Here is a 16,373-nt window from a genome sequence, read left to right on the forward strand (position 1 = left end):
TACCATGAAGTAAGATTTATAGCCCCTCAATAGTTGAGTTTTTTACATCTAACAAATTATGATTTCGCTCGTAGAAATTCATCAAATCCTCATTAATAATGACAGTGTGGATTCCTGATAAGATTATTGGAGAATAACTTAGCACACACATCGCTAGGCTGAACCTATCATTCAGTGTCGAAAACATCATTCGCTCAAACTATTTTTACTAGATATAACGGGGTGCGCTATAATCCTTCACACATATCAAATAGCCCTTCTAAATATTAAGACGACGCTTATGACAACCAATAACTTCTCTCAAACTGCTGATTTCATTTGGTCAGTCGCTGACCTATTGCGTGGCGATTTTAAACGATCCCAATTCGGGCGCATATTATTACCCTTTGCACTGCTGCGCCGTTTAGAGTGCGTATTAAGCGACCATAAAGATGCGGTTGTCGAAAAGTATGCCGCTATCAAAGATCAAAATATGCAGGAGCAGCAACTAATTCGCGTGAGTAAGCGCGCATTTTATAATACTTCCCCAATGGACCTAAGCAAGCTTGGTCAAAGTGATATCAAGGACAATCTAAACACCTATATTCAATCCTTCTCTAAAGACGCACGGGAGATATTTGAGTATTTTAAGTTCGAAGAGTTCGTCGGACAACTAGATGATGCCAACTTGCTGTATCAAGTAGTACAAAAGTTTCAAAATTTTGACCTCAGTCCTGAAGCAATATCGAATCATGACATGGGCTTAGTGTTTGAAGAGCTCATCCGCAAGTTTGCCGAAAGCTCCAATGAGACGGCAGGCGAGCATTTTACGCCACGTGATATTGTACGTTTGACGACGTCCTTAGTCTTTATGGAAGATGACGAGGCGCTCACCAAAGACGGTATCATCCGTACTATCTACGATCCAACAGCGGGTACAGGTGGCTTCTTATCATCGGGTATGGAATACGTGCTTGAGCTAAACCCAGACGCGGTGATGCGCACTTTTGGTCAAGAGCTTAACCCTGAGTCCTATGCTATTTGTAAAGCAGATATGCTTATTAAAGGACAGGATGTCAGCCGTATCAAGCTTGGCAACACCTTATCCAATGATCAGCTAGAGAATGAGCGGTTCGACTATATGCTGTCCAATCCACCGTTTGGGGTCGATTGGAAAAAGATCGCAGGTGACATCAAAGATGAGTATGAGCAAAAAGGCTTTGAAGGGCGTTTTGGTGCTGGCTTGCCAAGAGTGTCAGATGGCTCCTTGCTATTTCTTATGCATCTGCTTAGTAAGATGCATGACAATCATAACTCTAGCGATAAAAACGCCAATTTTACAGATGCGCAGGGTAGCCGTATCGGTATTATTCTCAATGGCTCACCACTATTCACGGGCGGCGCGGGTAGTGGTGAGAGCGAGATTCGTCGCTATATTCTTGAAGCGGATCTGCTAGAAGCTATTATTGCCTTGCCAAACGATATGTTCTATAACACAGGTATTGCTACTTATATCTGGATATTAAGCAATAAGAAAGTCCCTGAGCGTCGTGGTAAGGTGCAATTGATAGACGGTAGCAATCTATACAGTAAGATGCGTAAGTCGCTGGGATCGAAGCGTAATGAGATGAGCGAGGATGATATCAAGATCATTACTCGCAGCTTCGGTGACTTTGAAGTGGTCAATGCGCGTGTGCTAAATAAGCTTGATGAAGTCAAGTCCAATCGGGGTCGGCAGTCTACAAGCCCCCAAACCGAGCCTGCCAAAACTTTTGCTAGTAAGATATTTTCCACGCATGAGTTTGGCTATCGTCGTCTCACTATAGAGCGTCCGCTACGTCTCTCTGCGCAATTATCCGATACCGCTATCGAGAGTCTACGCTACGCGCCCAAACCGTTTGATATGGTCATGCCAGCGCTGTACGAAAAATTTTTTGAAGAATGGGCTTGGGCTGATGTGAGCTATGATACTAGTCTAGAGACACACTACGGTTATTTTGGTAAACAAGATTGTGATATACATACCGAAGCACGCGCCATGATTAAGGCCGACTTCTCTGAGTTAAAAGAAAAGCAAATCAAAGACGTACTTGATCCTAAGCTTTGGCAGGATCAGCTTGAGATTATGTATAAAGCCCAAGCCTTGCAAGCGGCGATCGGTAGCAGTCAGTTCGATGATTATAACGAGTTTGAAAAATTGTTTAAACAAGCGCTTAAAGACACTGATATGACGCTTGATACCAAAGAGAAAAAGCAGATCATCGATGCTATTACGTGGAAAAACCCTGACGCCGAACCTGTAATCAAAAAGACGGTCAAAGTCGCTAATCCGCTTTATGGCGCATTTGAATATCGAGTATCAAATAGTTCATCTAGTAAAGCCAAAGTAGTAGAGTTCCAGCCTGATAGCGACTTACGAGATTATGAAAACGTGCCGCTTAATCCTGATATCACTACTACTGAATTGATTGAGGATTATTTCAAAAGAGAAGTACAGCCGCATGTGCCTGATGCGTGGATTAATGCTGACAAGACAGATGATATCGATAAAGAAATCGGTGTAGTCGGCTTTGAGATACCGTTTAACCGTCATTTTTATGTGTATGAGCCGCCAAGACCGCTGGCTGAGATTGACTCGGACTTAGATAAAGTCAGTCAGGACATTATGCAGTTATTGGGTGAGGTGCATTCGTAATGGCTCAAAAATATGTCGCCTATCCTGAGTATAAAGAGTCGGGGGTTGAAAGATTAGGTCAGATACCAATTGACTGGAAAATTTTTAGATTGAAAAACGTTTTAAAAATTCGTAACGGTCGTGACTATAAAGAAGTGGAAGTAGAAAGTGGGGGCTATCCTGTCTATGGTTCTGGTGGGGTATTCAGGCGTAGTTCTAGCTATTTATATGATGGCAAGTCTATTTTATTCGGTAGAAAAGGTACTATCGATAAACCGTTATTAGTTTCAGGAAGGTTTTGGACGGTTGACACAATGTTTTATAGTGAAATTTATGATAATGCAATACCAGAGTATATCTATTATCAATCTCTCTCTTTCCCTTTTAGTCTACTTACGACAAACACAGCCTTGCCGAGCATGACTCAAGAAGATTTGCTTGAGCTGGACTTTGTTTTACCGACATTGAGTGAGCAGATTCAAATTATTGATTTCCTTAACTTTGAGACGGCCCGAATTGACACTCTAATTGATAAACAGCAAACGCTTATTCAACTGTTAAAAGAAAAGCGCCAAGCCGTCATCAGTCATGCGGTGACAAAAGGCTTAAATCCTGATGCGCCGATGAAAGATTCTGGCGTTGAGTGGTTAGGGGAGGTGCCTGAGCATTGGGGGGTCAAAAAAAACAAGCATTTGCTTGAATTCGTTACCAGTGGCTCTAGAGGTTGGGCTGGTTATTATGCAGATGAAGGTAACTTGTTTTTTAGGATTACTAATTTAACTAGAGACACTATTGAGCCTAAATTAGAGTCAATCCAAAACGTTAAGCCTCCACTTGGTGCCGAAGGTGAACGTTCTAAAATTCAACTAGATGACTTACTCATTTCGATTACTGCTGATCTAGGTTCTGTTTGCGTAGCTGATAATTCAATATCTGGCGGTTTTGTAAGTCAGCATGTCTCACTATGCAGACCTAATTCATCTGTTAAATCTGCACGATGGCTTGCTTACTTTATCCTTTCTGATTCAGCCAAAGAACAGTTTGTTGGGTCTGGTTACGGTGGGACAAAAATACAGCTTAGCCTAGAGGATATTCGAGAGTTAAATATTGCTTACCCACCTAAAAGAGAACAAGAAGATATTGCGTCATATATTGATTTAAAGCTCAAAAAATTTGAATTGCTAATGAATCAAGCAGAGCAAGCAATCCAACTTATGCAAGAACGCCGCACCGCTTTAATATCGGCTGCGGTTACGGGTGAGATTGATGTTCGCAGCTGGCAAGTACCTAATGTAGGAGTCTTATAGAGTAAGTTCTATAAAATTCTTAAATTGAAAGAAGATAGGAATAATAAATAATATGAGTAATATCTTACGTGACTTACCAACGCTCTATGACAAAGCTCAAGGACTTCAAAATATCCTAACTTCTAGGGCTACTGGTGGCAATTGTAGTGATAGCGACTACATTCTATTGAGAAAAATAATTTTAGAGTCACAATTTAATACTTTAGTACCTGATTTTGTCAGACATGCAAGAGACTTAAATCAGTTTTGGCAGATGATTAAGCATAGGTATGATTCGTATGCGGAACGTAGAGATTTTATTTATAGTGAATTTCATAGTTTGATGGAAGCAGTAGAGTTTGATAAATCGGGAATGAGTCCTGCTTTTGATAAGTCTATTGAAATTATTAATTCTGGGTATATCGACAATATGTGGAAGAAAGCTATTGAACGTAAAGTTAATGATCCAGAGGGAGCAATTACCTTATCGAGAAGTCTTATTGAGTCTGTTTGTAAACATATTTTAGATCTTGAACGTATTTCTTATGATAAAAATGCAGATTTATCAGAGCTATATAAAAGAACCTCTGAGTTGCTTAAGATGTCTGCTAGTCAATATGAGACAAACCTAATTTTTAAACAGATTCTAGGTGGCTGTTCAGGCATTGTTAACGGTTTGGGTCAATTGCGTAATAATGTCGGTGATGCTCACGGACAAGGGGTTATTAATATTAAACCAAAACCGAGACATGCTGAACTGGCAGTCAATTTAGCAGGTTCAATGTCACATTTTTTGTTGTCTAGCTATAACGAGAGTTTTAAAAACAGATAGCTGGATCTCAATAGTTAAAATATACCTTATTCAAAATCATGATGAATGAGCAAGGGATATCAAATGTCTTGCAACACTTATAATAAAGTCTTTCAAGCTCAAGTTGTCAATTTGAGGCTGACACACGGTTGACAGCTATAACAGATTAATTTGACAAAACTTACCTGATGGAATGAATAATATGGTCAACAAAAGGCCCATAAAAGAATGGACAAGCTTTAACCAACAGTTGGAGCTGCTAAAAGAGCGCGGGCTGATTGTTGAAAATGAACAAAAAGCCTTGGGCTATTTAAAAACTATTGGCTATTATCGTTTGAGTGGTTACTTATATTCTTTTAGGCAATTCGACTCTCGTAATCCTAAATATAAGCTGGATAGCTTTTTAGAAGGAAGTCGATTTGATGATGTGAAAGAGTTATATATGTTCGATAAAAAACTTAGGCAAATGGCTTTGGATGCTTTAGAAAGAATTGAAGTGGCTTTACGGGTAAATATTAGTTATTCCCTAGGCCGATACGGTCCTACAGCTTATTTGGATAGTCAATACTTCGATGAAGGATTCAATCATAAAAACTGGCTTATTCGACATGATAATGCAATAGATAATGAAGCGAAAAAACAGAATACTTTTGTGAGTCACCACAGACGACACTATTCTGCATTGCCAATTTGGGTAAGTTGCGAAACATGGGATTTTGGCACCATGTCATTCTTATTTAAAGGTATGAGGGAGAGTGACAAAGATAAAATTGCTAAAATTTATCATCTTCAAAGTGGCAGTCATTTACAATCACACCTGCATGCCTTTAACTTTATTCGTAATGTATCAGCGCACCATAGCCGACTATGGAATAAAGCTATAATTTTCCAAGGAAGCTTAAAAGGCCTAAACGATAAACAATGGCAGGTGTTATCAGCTAAAAAAGTATTTGTTTATTTTTGCTTGATGAAGAGAATGCTAGATGTGATTTGCCCTAACTCTACATGGGGCAAACGCTTTTTAGCACTTTTAGATGAGTTTCCGCAAGTGAAGAATGATGCCATTTGTTTAGAGCAAATGGGTGTCAAGGTGAATCCTGAGTCATGGCAACTATGGCAAACACATCAAACAAAATAGACAGACAAAAAAAGCCCCTAGTCTTATGATCCAATCACATGGATTGGTAAAACTAGGGGAGTTGTTGCGTGCAATTATACAGAGATAATGTAGGTCTGTCAATTATATGAATAATGTTTTAGGGTAGATTAGATTTAGAGTTGATGAAAGATTGCAGAGCTATCAAACTCATGTAAGAACGTTGAATCGCTTTAATCTTTGCTGCGGTTACGGGTAAGAATGATGTTTGGGGTTGGGTTGAGCCTTATGTTGATACAGCTAAGGAATGTTCTAAGCATATTTAAAACATAAACAATCTATGTAAGTATTACAGTTTGTTACATATGAATAAGACATTTGAATTACATAAATATTTTTAGTTAATATTAAAGTGGAAGCTATGATAATTAAACGTGAAGAGTCTATAAAATCCATCACTGAAATGTTGACAAGGTTCGTTATTGACTTGTCGTTATTAAACGGAGCAGGTCTTTATGACATTAATACTACTTCTGAACATTTCTTTATTAAAATACTGGATATAACCTACAATTTATCCTTGAAAAATCTAAATATAGAAAAATCAAATTTTCCAGCTATAGATCTAGGGGATTTTAATAAAAAGGTGTGCTTTCAAATTACGTCGGAAACCAGTACCGATAAATTAAAAACAACAATATTAAAATTTAGAAAATACCAATTGAATAATGATTATGATCACTTAATATTCCTTATCATCTCACATACCAAGATTGGTAAACCATCTGATAAAGACATTAAAATAGAGGTGAAAAATTTTAAGGCATTAGCAAAAGATATTAGTAATCTTACTGATGATGAAAAGATCTATGAAATTGAAAGTTATCTTAAAAGAAATGTCAGGTATTCGAATATAACTGAAAATTACAGCATTCTCCCAGAAAGAAAAGAAACCGTAGCAACTGATATTGATGTTACAAATTTGATTAAAGATATTGATTTAGGAAGAGATAACCAGTTTAAGCCTTATTTAATATACGATTTAGGTAATATTTCACTTTTACTTAACAAGCTTACTTATAACCAAAGAGAAGTTTTGTTTTACATTATTGCAAATGGTGGTTTTTCTAACGAGAATAAGTTCGAAGATAAAAACTCTATCATTATATACTGGGAAGAGCTTAGACAAGCTATACCAGGTGTTTATGAAATCACCCAAGTACTAAGCAGCAAAAATTTACTGCATATTAATTATGATTATATACCTTACGGCTCATGTAATTCTGTAATTGTCGTTGAGCCATACTTCCACGGCAAGCTGGATTTAAACATTTTTGCTATGTTAAAAGACACTTTTGGTTCTGACGAGTCAAAGCTTCGTGATATTTTGATAAATTGTAATTTTTCGAACTTGTAGTCATATGATATGTGTACATTGACGATTAACAAACGATACTTTAAATAGCTAAGATTGTAATTTGAATATTTTGATAAGAGTTATATCATGACCCAAACCAACACTGCTACTAATGCGCATAACATCACTTACGAATCTGTCTTTCAAGCAGATATAATTAGTCAAATGCAAGCGCAGGGTTGGAAGCTTGGTCGCTCAGCTCATTATCAACGTGAGACCGCGCTGTATGAGCAAGACGCGCTCGACTTCGTCCGTAGTACCCAGCCTGAGCAGTGGGATAAATTTTGTAAGGTTTATCCTATCAATAGTGAACGTCATTTCATTAGCGCCTTAGTCAAGCAGCTGGGTAAAGCTGATGTCAATGCTACCGATGGCGCTTCGCGTACTTATGGCACCTTAGGCGTCTTGCGTCATGGGCTGAAGATTCGTAATGCTCGCTTTAGCCTTTGCCAGTTCAAGCCTGATCACAATCTTAATCCAGATATTACGGCACGCTACAAGCGTAACATCTGCCGTCTGGTACCCGAGCTGGTTTATAGTCCACATATCAAAGTTGATGCTGATGCCAATAGCGACTCGCCAGACCTAAAAACAGACCCCAAAGTTGCCAAACGCAATCGCATCGATATGGTGCTCTTTATTAACGGTTTACCCGTAGTGACCATGGAGCTCAAGTCCGAGTTTAAGCAATCCGTAGATAGCGCCATTAGTCAGTATAAACGTACCCGCCTGCCAAAAGACACTGACACGGGCAAGCCTGAGCCGCTACTTAGCTTTAAGCGTGGGGCTTTAGTACACTTTGCCGTTAGCCAATATGAAGTCTATATGACCACACGGCTGGCAGGCGAGAATAGCTATTTCTTACCGTTTAATAAAGGCACTAGTGAGGGCGGCGCTGGTAATGATGTGCCAGACGATAGCAGTCGTTATGCCACCGACTACCTATGGAATGAGGTGCTGACCCCTGAGCACTTATTAGCTATTCTGGGTCGCTTCGTGCATTTGCAAATTGAAACAGTAGAGGACTGGGAAGGGCGTAAGTCCAAAAAAGAAACGCTCATATTTCCGCGTTATCATCAGTGGGAAGTCGTCACAAAATTAGTCAATGCGGCTATCAATGAAGGGGCAGGGCAAAGCTCTGAGCAACGCTACCTTATTCAGCATAGTGCAGGCTCTGGTAAGTCCAACTCTATCGCTTGGACCGCCCATCAGCTCTCAACCCTGCATAATAGTGATGGCGCAAAGCACTTTCATTCGGTCATCGTTATCACCGATCGTACAGTGCTCGATGACCAGCTACAAGATACTATCTATCAGTTTGAACATGCCGATGGTGTAGTCGGTCGAATCAATAATAAAGAGGGCGACGGCTCCAAGTCAGAAAAGCTAGCGGCAGCACTAGAGAACTCGCAGCCGATCATAATTGTCACCATTCAGACCTTTCCCTACGTATTAAGAGCAATTGAGAACTCAGCCGTACTAAAAGAGCGGCGCTACGCTATTATCGCTGATGAAGCCCATTCCTCGCAGACAGGTGCTACTGCGCGTAAGCTCAAAGAAGTGTTGGCCTCTGGTACAGTGAATGAAAGTGCTACTATTAGCTCGGATGGCGTTATTGCAGATAATATTGAAATTCATGACCAGCCTTTATCGAGCGAAGATATGCTCGATAGTGTCATCGCTGCCCGTCGTAGTAGCCCTAATCTGAGCTATTACGCGTTTACCGCTACCCCAAAACCTAAGACTATAGAGCTGTTTGGGCGTCTGCCTAATCCTGAGCTGCCGCCATCTAAGCAAAATATTCCAGAGTCCTATCATGTCTACTCGATGCGTCAAGCGATAGAAGAAGGCTTTATCTTAGACGTATTGAAGAACTACACCAATTATAAAGTGGTCTATCAGTTGACCCAAAAGCTTGCCGCTGAAGACAAAGAAGTTGATACTCGCCGCGCGACTATTAAGCTTAATAACTGGGTACGCTTGCATGATCATAACATCGCGCAAAAGGTCAAAGTCATCATTGAGCATTTTAATGAAAACATCAAAGGATTGCTCGGCGGGCAGGCCAAAGCGATGGTGGTGACCGGCTCGCGTAAAGAGGCAGTACGCTACAAGCTCGCCTTTGATCGTTATATCAGTGAGCAAGGCTATCAGCGTATCAATGCCATGGTAGCCTTTTCAGGTGAAGTGAGCTTTCATGCTAATGATCCCGATAGCAGTGCTTTGCTTGAGCAAAAATTTACCGAGCAGACTATGAACCCCAATCTAAAAGGTCGAGACATGCGCAAAGCCTTTGATAGCGATGACTATCAAGTGATGCTAGTGGCTAACAAATTTCAGACAGGATTTGATCAGCCCAAACTTTGCGCTATGTATGTCGACAAAAAGTTAGGCGGCGTAGACTGCGTACAGACGCTCTCACGTTTAAACCGTACCTATGCGGGCAAGTCGGAGAGTGGTACCTTTGTGCTCGACTTCTTTAATGATCCAGAAGATATATTAGAGGCATTTCAGCCGTATTATAAAAATGCCACACTAGATGAAGTATCCGATCCTGATACTGTTTTCGAGCTATATGACAAGCTAGTAGCCAGCAAAATATTTCATTGGGCTGAGGTTGAGCAGTTGGTCATTGCCTTTTATGCTTCGAGTAAGTCTAACGCGGCTATTAGCAATATTTGCAAGCCTGCCGTTGAGCGTTGGCAAAAGCGCTATCAAGAAGCCCGCACGCAAGCCGCGCAAGCTAAGATACTGCTTGATCGTAGCAAGGCTACAGCAGATGCTGTGCTAATTGCCAATGCCGAAACCGATTATAAAGGCTATAAGACAGAGCAAGACGCGCTTGAGATCTTTAAAAAGGATCTGGCTACTTTTACCCGTCAGTACGAATTTATGTCGCAGATTGTCGATTATGATAATAAGGATCTGGAGAAGCTAAGTCTCTATGCTCGCCATCTGCAACCTATGCTACGTGAGAGACTCGATGACGATGAAGAGGTGGATCTTAGTAATATCGTTATGAGCCACTACCGCTTGTCTAAGCTACGTCAGCAAGACCTCAAACTGCAAGAAGATAGTGTCAATCCACTGAAGCCTGGGAGCGGTGGTACTGGTAAGGCTAAAGACAAACAAGAGGACTGGCTATCGAAAATAGTCGCTAGGTTAAATGAGCTATTCGATACTGAAAATTTGACCGATAGCGATTTAATTAATTACTCGCAAACCATCTGGGATAAAGTCAATGAAAATCAAATTGTAATGAAGCAGATCGCTAATAACACTGCCGATAAAGCGATGCTTGGCGATTTTCCAAACGCTACATTAGACGCCATCTTTGATAGCCAAGACGCTTATCAAGATATTACCAAACAATTACTATCAGACCCTAAGCGCTTGAGTCAATTCACGCGGTTTTTACTGGATACGAAGGTAAAGGCTTAGGAGAAGGTGAACCCTAATTATGCGCGATCATCTTATAAAGCATGAATATATATAAGAATGTATTGCTAGATCAAAAGTCAAAATAACTAAGGGTCAATATGGCTTTTATTTGTATAAAGAATGATGAAAAAATCTATAGTTTTATGTATAGCCTAAAAGACTGGATAGCGTTAAAAGAAGATAAAACGTCCAGTTTCAATATGGCTTGCTGTGGCAATCGAGCAATACTAAAGACAAGTAAGCTAGGTACGCAGTTCTTCGCCCATAAGACAAAACCTAAAGACTCTAACTGCTCGACTGGTGGTGAAACTGCCGAACACATGCATATCAAATATCTTGTTATGAAAGAATTAGATAGAAATGGTTGGAATGTAGCAGTCGAAAAAAGAGGGGTTACCCCTAGTGGTGAGGAATGGATAGCAGATATCTACGCAGAAAAAGGTAAAGCTAAGATTGCCATTGAAGTGCAATGGAGCCCTCAAACTTTTATAGAAACAAAATGCAGACAAGAAAAATATGCTCAATCAGATGTAAGGTGTGCGTGGTTGCTTAGAAGTGGCTCAATTAAAGATACCAACGCAATTACAGGCGATTATGCTTATAGTACGAAAGATATACCTGTATTCTCTATTTATAGAAATAAGACGCAGGACAATCAAGCTTATATGATTTATAACGTGAATAAGCTAGACAGCAACAGTAGTCGGTACAACCACCGTTCATTTAAGCCTATTACGCTACCATTAGAGAATTTTATACAAAGATTGGTGTCACAAGGCCTAGTTTTTATACCTTATGAGCGATTCACCTCTACAAAGTTTAGATTTAAATCCAACGGTATCACTGAGATGACTTTAGGGGTGAGTAAAGACTCTTGCGCTAAATGTGGTTACTCCAATCCGATAATTTCTGAGGTGAGATATAAAGAAGACTATAAAGTACGTTCTAAGAAAATAAAAAATTGTAGCGATAAAGAGCTTAGAATTATTAATACACATTTTTCTAAGAATTATGTTTTTTCACCCATAAAAAAGGTGCGTAGTGAAATACTTAACAAAGTTTTTATAGTCAACACTTGTGTTGAATGTGGTTTTGTCATAGATAGAGATGGTCAATATAGTACCTATTTAAAAAAATTTTTCACTAAGCCGCTTTTTATAAAGCATTTAGGTCTTAATACAGAAAAATTCTATACTTCGAATACAACTCTTAATACGGAATGTGTTTACCTTGTAAACAACAGTTTCAAAATCAAATATAACGAGAGTTTTGAGTTTGGTAAATGGGTTACTAGAGATAGTGAACCAGTTTAATCAGAATAATTGGCATATATGATTGTTTATAAAAAATCATATAATGTAATTTACTACTGTAGATTTTGCAATAATTACTATATAAGTTTGAAAGCAATCAAACGTAATCCTTTTGCCATACTGCGTTTTTGCAAACCATACAACACCAACTATCTTGAGCACGCATATATAGGATATCTGCTGGCATCTCTACCGGGCAAGCACTTGCACAGTACTCACAGAGCACATCATCTAAACAAGCGTAACATTGAGCAATCGTCTCAAACAATAGATTTGAGCTGATTCTATATTTCTGACATATCATTTGTACATGTTCAAGATAATCCTCCTTATGATCATATGCCCAATAATCAACACAGATTTTTTGATCTCTACTATTCTGTGTCATACCAAATTCAAGTTTGATACCCATAGTATGTCTCCTAATCAAAATGTCATTACATGTTCTATCGATTAGTTAGTTGTACAGAACTTTAAAAAATTATATGAAGTTATGTCTGTAAGAGACTCTTAATCACCTCATCTTGAGTCATTCCTATATGCTTGCAATAAAAAGCTTCAATCTCATCTAAAGCTTCACGTAATTGTCGCTGTGATACCTGTATGTAATGTAGTGTCACATCATCACTAGATTTAGCCTCACGATGATTGAGCAGTCTCTTTAACACTGGATAGGTTACATTAAGACTATTAGCGACAGTGCCAAATGTACGACGCAAATCGTGAGGCGTAATGTGCAAGCCAGCTTTGTTTGATATTGAATGATAACTACCGCTCAAATCTTTAACGTGGTCGCTATTTCTTTTCAAATCACTCGGAAATACCCAACGCTCTCCATTGCTCAATCTATAGCGTTCACTAAGTATGGCTTGAAGTATTTTTCCAGTAGGCATATGGTAATCAGAACCATTTTTAGTGGCTTTAAAAACGATACGAGCAGCGTCAAGATCTACATCTTCCCATCTTAGTGTCTGCGCTTCGTTTAAACGGACACCAGTAAACATAAACAGTAATAGGATGTCACGGGCATTATTACTATAAGGTGCCTGCTTGAAAGAGCTACCATCTCTATGTTTAATTAGAGTTTGAAAATATGTACCAAGGTATTCTTCCTCGACATGTCTAGTTCTAGGTTTAATTTTGTTCCAATCATTTTTGGCATTCAGTATTCGAATGGGTTGATCCTTTATTATGTACTCCTCATCGTCATCTAAGAAGCTATCTTGACAATAATTCCATACTGATCGAAGAGCTCGCATAGTAGCATTCGCTTGAGCTGGACTAGATTTGCTGATTTCCTTATGTTTTTCACTTATCATAGTTTTAGTTATATCGTTTAACGATATATCAAGCCAGTCATCGAGTCGACCAAGTATTTGCTGATCATAAGTTTCAATAGTACGGCTGGCAAGATTTGGCTTCATAGATTTAAAGTAGGTATATGCTTCATTAAGTGTTGGTATATCAGAATCTTGAATGTCTTTTAACTTTGGAGTAGCGTGATAACCATCGTAAACATCAAGTCCCTTTTTTATGTTGACCATCATCGTGCTCGCTTTTTCACGAGCTTCAGTCAAAGTGATTAGATGTGTTTCTTCAACTTCGTCACGATAGAGCTTACCATTGATGCGTTTATGAAGCGTGTATCTCTTAGATTGCTTACCCACACGAAGTGCAAAACCCGTTAATACTTCATCCATGTAGATGTCTGTACCATTTGAAGCATATGCAACTGAATCGATAAACTTCTTACTAAGCTTAACTTTCATAATTCATCCGTCACGCCGCAGTTATTATATTAATAGCACTATAATACGTGAACATGCAGATGTATTAAAGTATCAAGATAGTATCAAAATTTTATTTTACGCTGTTATTACTCGACCAATTTATAAATAATTCACGCAATAAAAAACCCTCACAATCTATAGACTGTAAGGGTTTCGTATAGTGGTACCAGTGGTCGGACTCGAACCGACACGCTTTTAAAGGCAACGGATTTTGAATCCGTCATGTCTACCAATTCCATCACACTGGCATGTTAGGTGATAATGCTTATTTTATAAAGCTTTATCGAATTGGGCTACAGGGTTAACTGTATAGGCTGCGTATTATAACAGGCTATTATTAGCCGTCAAGAATTATTTATTATAATTACTCTTTAGCCCATTTTTATTAGCCTGCTTTTCATTTAGGCTGTTTTTTAACCGACCTGTTGTTTAACCGACAAAGGCACGCTCAACCACATAATCTGCTTGTACACCCATGCGCGGGGAGACCGTTAGGCCAAAGTCGTCTAAAATAGCTGAAACATCGGCGTTGAAAGGCATGCTACCGCAGATCATAACTCTATCATCGTCTTTATTTATCGGTGGTAAGCCAATATCTTCAAAGAGCTTACCGGATTTCATAAGATCAGTCACGCGCCCAGTGTTTCTAAAGTCCTCACGGGTAACCGTAGGATAGTAAATGAACTTTTCACGGCACCATTCACCAAATATCTCATCGTTGGGCAGCTCATTTTCGAACATCTCGCGATAAGCCAAATCTTCGGCGTGACGTACACCGTGGACCAAGATAACTTTTTCAAAACGCTCATAAACTTCGGGATCACGAGATAAAGCCAAGAACGGTGCCAGCCCTGTACCGGTGGAGAGCATATATAGATGTTTACCCGGTAATAAATCATCCATCACTAGCGTGCCCGTAGGCTTTTTACTGACCAGCAGCTCGTCACCAACTTTGATATGTTGCAGACGTGAAGTTAAAGGACCATCTTGCACCTTGATCGAAAAGAACTCTAAATGCTCTTCGTAATTAGGACTGGCAATCGAGTAAGCACGCAGCAGTGGACGACCATCCACCACCAGACCAATCATGGCAAACTCACCATTACGAAAACGCAGGCCATCATCACGGGTGGTTTTTATACTAAATAGAGAGTCATTCCAGTGATGGACCTCGGTGACCGTTTCAGTGCGAAGTTTTGACATAAAGTCCTCGTTAATTAGTGATTATGAGTGTCATTATTAAGGTTAAAATAGCTAAAACTTAATGATCGTTTTAGCTTTATTGGAATAGGTTGCTTTGGTGATTTATAGCATAAATAAAGCATTCGTACGGTTTATCAGCGTGATTTATCAGTTTTAGTTCTGAAGTTAGTATCCATAATGATGGAGGCTTAAGAACAATAATCAACTGCTATATAACCGCTGTAATGGCAATGCAAGTTTTTCTCAACAAATAATCTTGGCTATGATAACAAACTTTAAAATAAAAGTCCGCTAAGCCAGGTTTAGGTGGCATGATAAAATAGAATATCGTTAGTAAATAATATTTTATAATAAAGCCCTGTTAGTTGCAGCGTACTCATCAGCGACCTTTTCATTGTTGGAATACAGATATGCCTGATCACAGCTCGTCCCCAAATCAGCCTTGCCATCCAAGCCTTGATTTAGCTCAACCTCATAGTGCGCCCATTATCGGTTATCATCGGGCACCGCTCAGTCAAAAATTTGGTACGCCAAGACAACCAAACCTAATAGCCCTCAGCAGTGTGATTGAAATGGTAGCGCCTTATGATACGCCGCTGGCATTTGTAGGCTTAGAAGCTTTTAGCCATATTTGGGTCAGTTGGCAGTTTCATCATAACTATTTGGCTAAAGAGTGTCAGGCAAATCGAGCTGATAGCAACTTTCGAGCGCAGGTGCGCCCCCCAAGGCTAGGTGGTAATCAAAAGGTCGGCGTGTTTGCCAGTCGCAGTATGTATCGTCCGTCGGGATTGGGTCTGTCGGTAGTAAAACTCGAAGGTATCGAAGTCATTGAAGGGCGGGTATTATTAACCTTGAGCGGGGCTGATATGGTAGATGGGACGCCCATCATTGATATTAAGCCTTATATTAGCTATAGCGATGCGCTGGCGAATGTGAACGATGGTTTTGCGCCAGCAGCGCCGGCTTCATTAACGGTGACTATAAATGAGCATGCGCAACGGCAGTTTGAGCACATCATTGCTGCCCAAGCTTCTATTAATACAAAGGATAAGAAAAAACAGACGGTTCCAGCTTCAGTTTTGGTTCATAAAGTACAAAAACAACTCCTCGCCTCTGATATCGATTATATTAAAGCTTTGATTGCACAAGATCCGCGTCCTGCTTATCAGCGTCAAGTAGTGAATAAAGCGTTTACCATGCGTTATAAGTCGGTAGATGTGAGCTTTGAGCAGTCGGAGCTTGGCGAGCTACAAATAACGGCGATGCTAGAAGTCGAGTAGTCAAGTTTAAATGGGGATTACGCTGCGCTAACCTCACGATTAATGAATATTTTTACCCAATAATCAATCATATAAGAAGAGAG

11 protein-coding genes and 1 tRNA gene are annotated in these 16,373 nt (G+C 39.6%); 8 read left to right on the forward strand and 4 right to left on the reverse strand.

Translation table 11 applies throughout. The annotated features are described in order from the left end of the window. The first annotated feature begins 280 nt into the window (after nucleotides 1-280). The 7 genes from JMX18_RS01285 to JMX18_RS01315 all read left to right on the forward strand — a co-directional run bounded on the left by JMX18_RS01285 (nucleotide 281) and on the right by JMX18_RS01315 (nucleotide 12,017). Nucleotides 281-2,674 (forward strand): type I restriction-modification system subunit M, encoded by a 2,394-nt coding sequence (locus JMX18_RS01285; RefSeq protein WP_201582931.1) that lies wholly within the window; start codon nucleotides 281-283, stop codon nucleotides 2,672-2,674. Beyond that, nucleotides 2,674-3,960 carry a restriction endonuclease subunit S gene (locus JMX18_RS01290; protein WP_201582935.1) on the forward strand — a complete coding sequence of 429 codons (1,287 nt, stop codon included), beginning with the start codon at nucleotides 2,674-2,676 and terminating at the stop codon, nucleotides 3,958-3,960. The genes JMX18_RS01285 and JMX18_RS01290 overlap by 1 nt, the downstream gene beginning before the upstream one ends. Before the next feature lie 52 nt (nucleotides 3,961-4,012). Then, nucleotides 4,013-4,771, forward strand: coding sequence for an abortive infection family protein (locus JMX18_RS01295; RefSeq protein WP_201582937.1), 759 nt, complete (start codon nucleotides 4,013-4,015; stop codon nucleotides 4,769-4,771). A 181-nt stretch (nucleotides 4,772-4,952) separates the two neighbouring features. Then, nucleotides 4,953-5,888, forward strand: a complete 936-nt coding sequence (locus JMX18_RS01300) for an Abi family protein (RefSeq protein WP_201582944.1) — start codon at nucleotides 4,953-4,955, stop codon at nucleotides 5,886-5,888. Between the two features lie 379 nt (nucleotides 5,889-6,267). Beyond that, nucleotides 6,268-7,263 (forward strand): SMEK domain-containing protein, encoded by a 996-nt coding sequence (locus JMX18_RS01305; protein WP_201582947.1) that lies wholly within the window; start codon nucleotides 6,268-6,270, stop codon nucleotides 7,261-7,263. 87 nt (nucleotides 7,264-7,350) lie between these two features. Continuing rightward, nucleotides 7,351-10,704 (forward strand): type I restriction endonuclease subunit R, encoded by a 3,354-nt coding sequence (locus JMX18_RS01310; RefSeq protein WP_201582948.1) that lies wholly within the window; start codon nucleotides 7,351-7,353, stop codon nucleotides 10,702-10,704. Nucleotides 10,705-10,802: 98 nt separating this feature from the next. Continuing rightward, nucleotides 10,803-12,017, forward strand: a complete 1,215-nt coding sequence (locus JMX18_RS01315) for a competence protein CoiA (protein WP_201582950.1) — start codon at nucleotides 10,803-10,805, stop codon at nucleotides 12,015-12,017. 97 nt (nucleotides 12,018-12,114) lie between these two features. On the opposite strand, the gene JMX18_RS01320 is transcribed toward JMX18_RS01315, so the two are convergent. The 4 genes from JMX18_RS01320 to JMX18_RS01335 form a co-directional block, all read right to left on the reverse strand. Then, complete coding sequence (locus tag JMX18_RS01320) at nucleotides 12,115-12,429, reverse strand: hypothetical protein (RefSeq protein WP_201582951.1); 315 nt, start codon at nucleotides 12,427-12,429, stop codon at nucleotides 12,115-12,117. Nucleotides 12,430-12,508: 79 nt separating this feature from the next. After that, on the reverse strand, nucleotides 12,509-13,786 hold the full coding sequence (locus tag JMX18_RS01325; protein ID WP_201582954.1) for a tyrosine-type recombinase/integrase: 1,278 nt from the start codon (nucleotides 13,784-13,786) through the stop codon (nucleotides 12,509-12,511). Between the two features lie 182 nt (nucleotides 13,787-13,968). Continuing rightward, nucleotides 13,969-14,055, reverse strand: a tRNA-Leu gene (locus tag JMX18_RS01330). A gap of 181 nt (nucleotides 14,056-14,236) precedes the next feature. Beyond that, nucleotides 14,237-15,010, reverse strand: coding sequence for a ferredoxin--NADP reductase (locus tag JMX18_RS01335; protein ID WP_201582955.1), 774 nt, complete (start codon nucleotides 15,008-15,010; stop codon nucleotides 14,237-14,239). A 410-nt stretch (nucleotides 15,011-15,420) separates the two neighbouring features. On the opposite strand from JMX18_RS01335, the gene tsaA reads away from it, so the two are divergent. Then, nucleotides 15,421-16,290 (forward strand): tRNA (N6-threonylcarbamoyladenosine(37)-N6)-methyltransferase TrmO, encoded by an 870-nt coding sequence (gene tsaA, locus JMX18_RS01340; protein ID WP_201582959.1) that lies wholly within the window; start codon nucleotides 15,421-15,423, stop codon nucleotides 16,288-16,290. Nucleotides 16,291-16,373: the final 83 nt, after the last annotated feature.

It is taken from the genome of Psychrobacter jeotgali (genome assembly GCF_904846315.1).
GTDB classification, from domain to species: domain Bacteria; phylum Pseudomonadota; class Gammaproteobacteria; order Pseudomonadales; family Moraxellaceae; genus Psychrobacter; species Psychrobacter jeotgali.

Bases quoted from the DNA above. Each gene is read 5' to 3' on its own strand.
- JMX18_RS01315 (WP_201582950.1), top strand. From the start codon at position 10,803: ATGGCTTTTATTTGTATAAAGAATGATGAAAAAATCTATAGTTTTATG.
- JMX18_RS01325 (WP_201582954.1), bottom strand. From the start codon at position 13,786: ATGAAAGTTAAGCTTAGTAAGAAGTTTATCGATTCAGTTGCATATGCT.
- tsaA (WP_201582959.1), top strand. From the start codon at position 15,421: ATGCCTGATCACAGCTCGTCCCCAAATCAGCCTTGCCATCCAAGCCTT.
- JMX18_RS01320 (WP_201582951.1), bottom strand. From the start codon at position 12,429: ATGGGTATCAAACTTGAATTTGGTATGACACAGAATAGTAGAGATCAA.
- JMX18_RS01290 (WP_201582935.1), top strand. From the start codon at position 2,674: ATGGCTCAAAAATATGTCGCCTATCCTGAGTATAAAGAGTCGGGGGTT.
- JMX18_RS01335 (WP_201582955.1), bottom strand. From the start codon at position 15,010: ATGTCAAAACTTCGCACTGAAACGGTCACCGAGGTCCATCACTGGAAT.
- JMX18_RS01310 (WP_201582948.1), top strand. From the start codon at position 7,351: ATGACCCAAACCAACACTGCTACTAATGCGCATAACATCACTTACGAA.
- JMX18_RS01295 (WP_201582937.1), top strand. From the start codon at position 4,013: ATGAGTAATATCTTACGTGACTTACCAACGCTCTATGACAAAGCTCAA.
- JMX18_RS01300 (WP_201582944.1), top strand. From the start codon at position 4,953: ATGGTCAACAAAAGGCCCATAAAAGAATGGACAAGCTTTAACCAACAG.
- JMX18_RS01285 (WP_201582931.1), top strand. From the start codon at position 281: ATGACAACCAATAACTTCTCTCAAACTGCTGATTTCATTTGGTCAGTC.
- JMX18_RS01305 (WP_201582947.1), top strand. From the start codon at position 6,268: ATGATAATTAAACGTGAAGAGTCTATAAAATCCATCACTGAAATGTTG.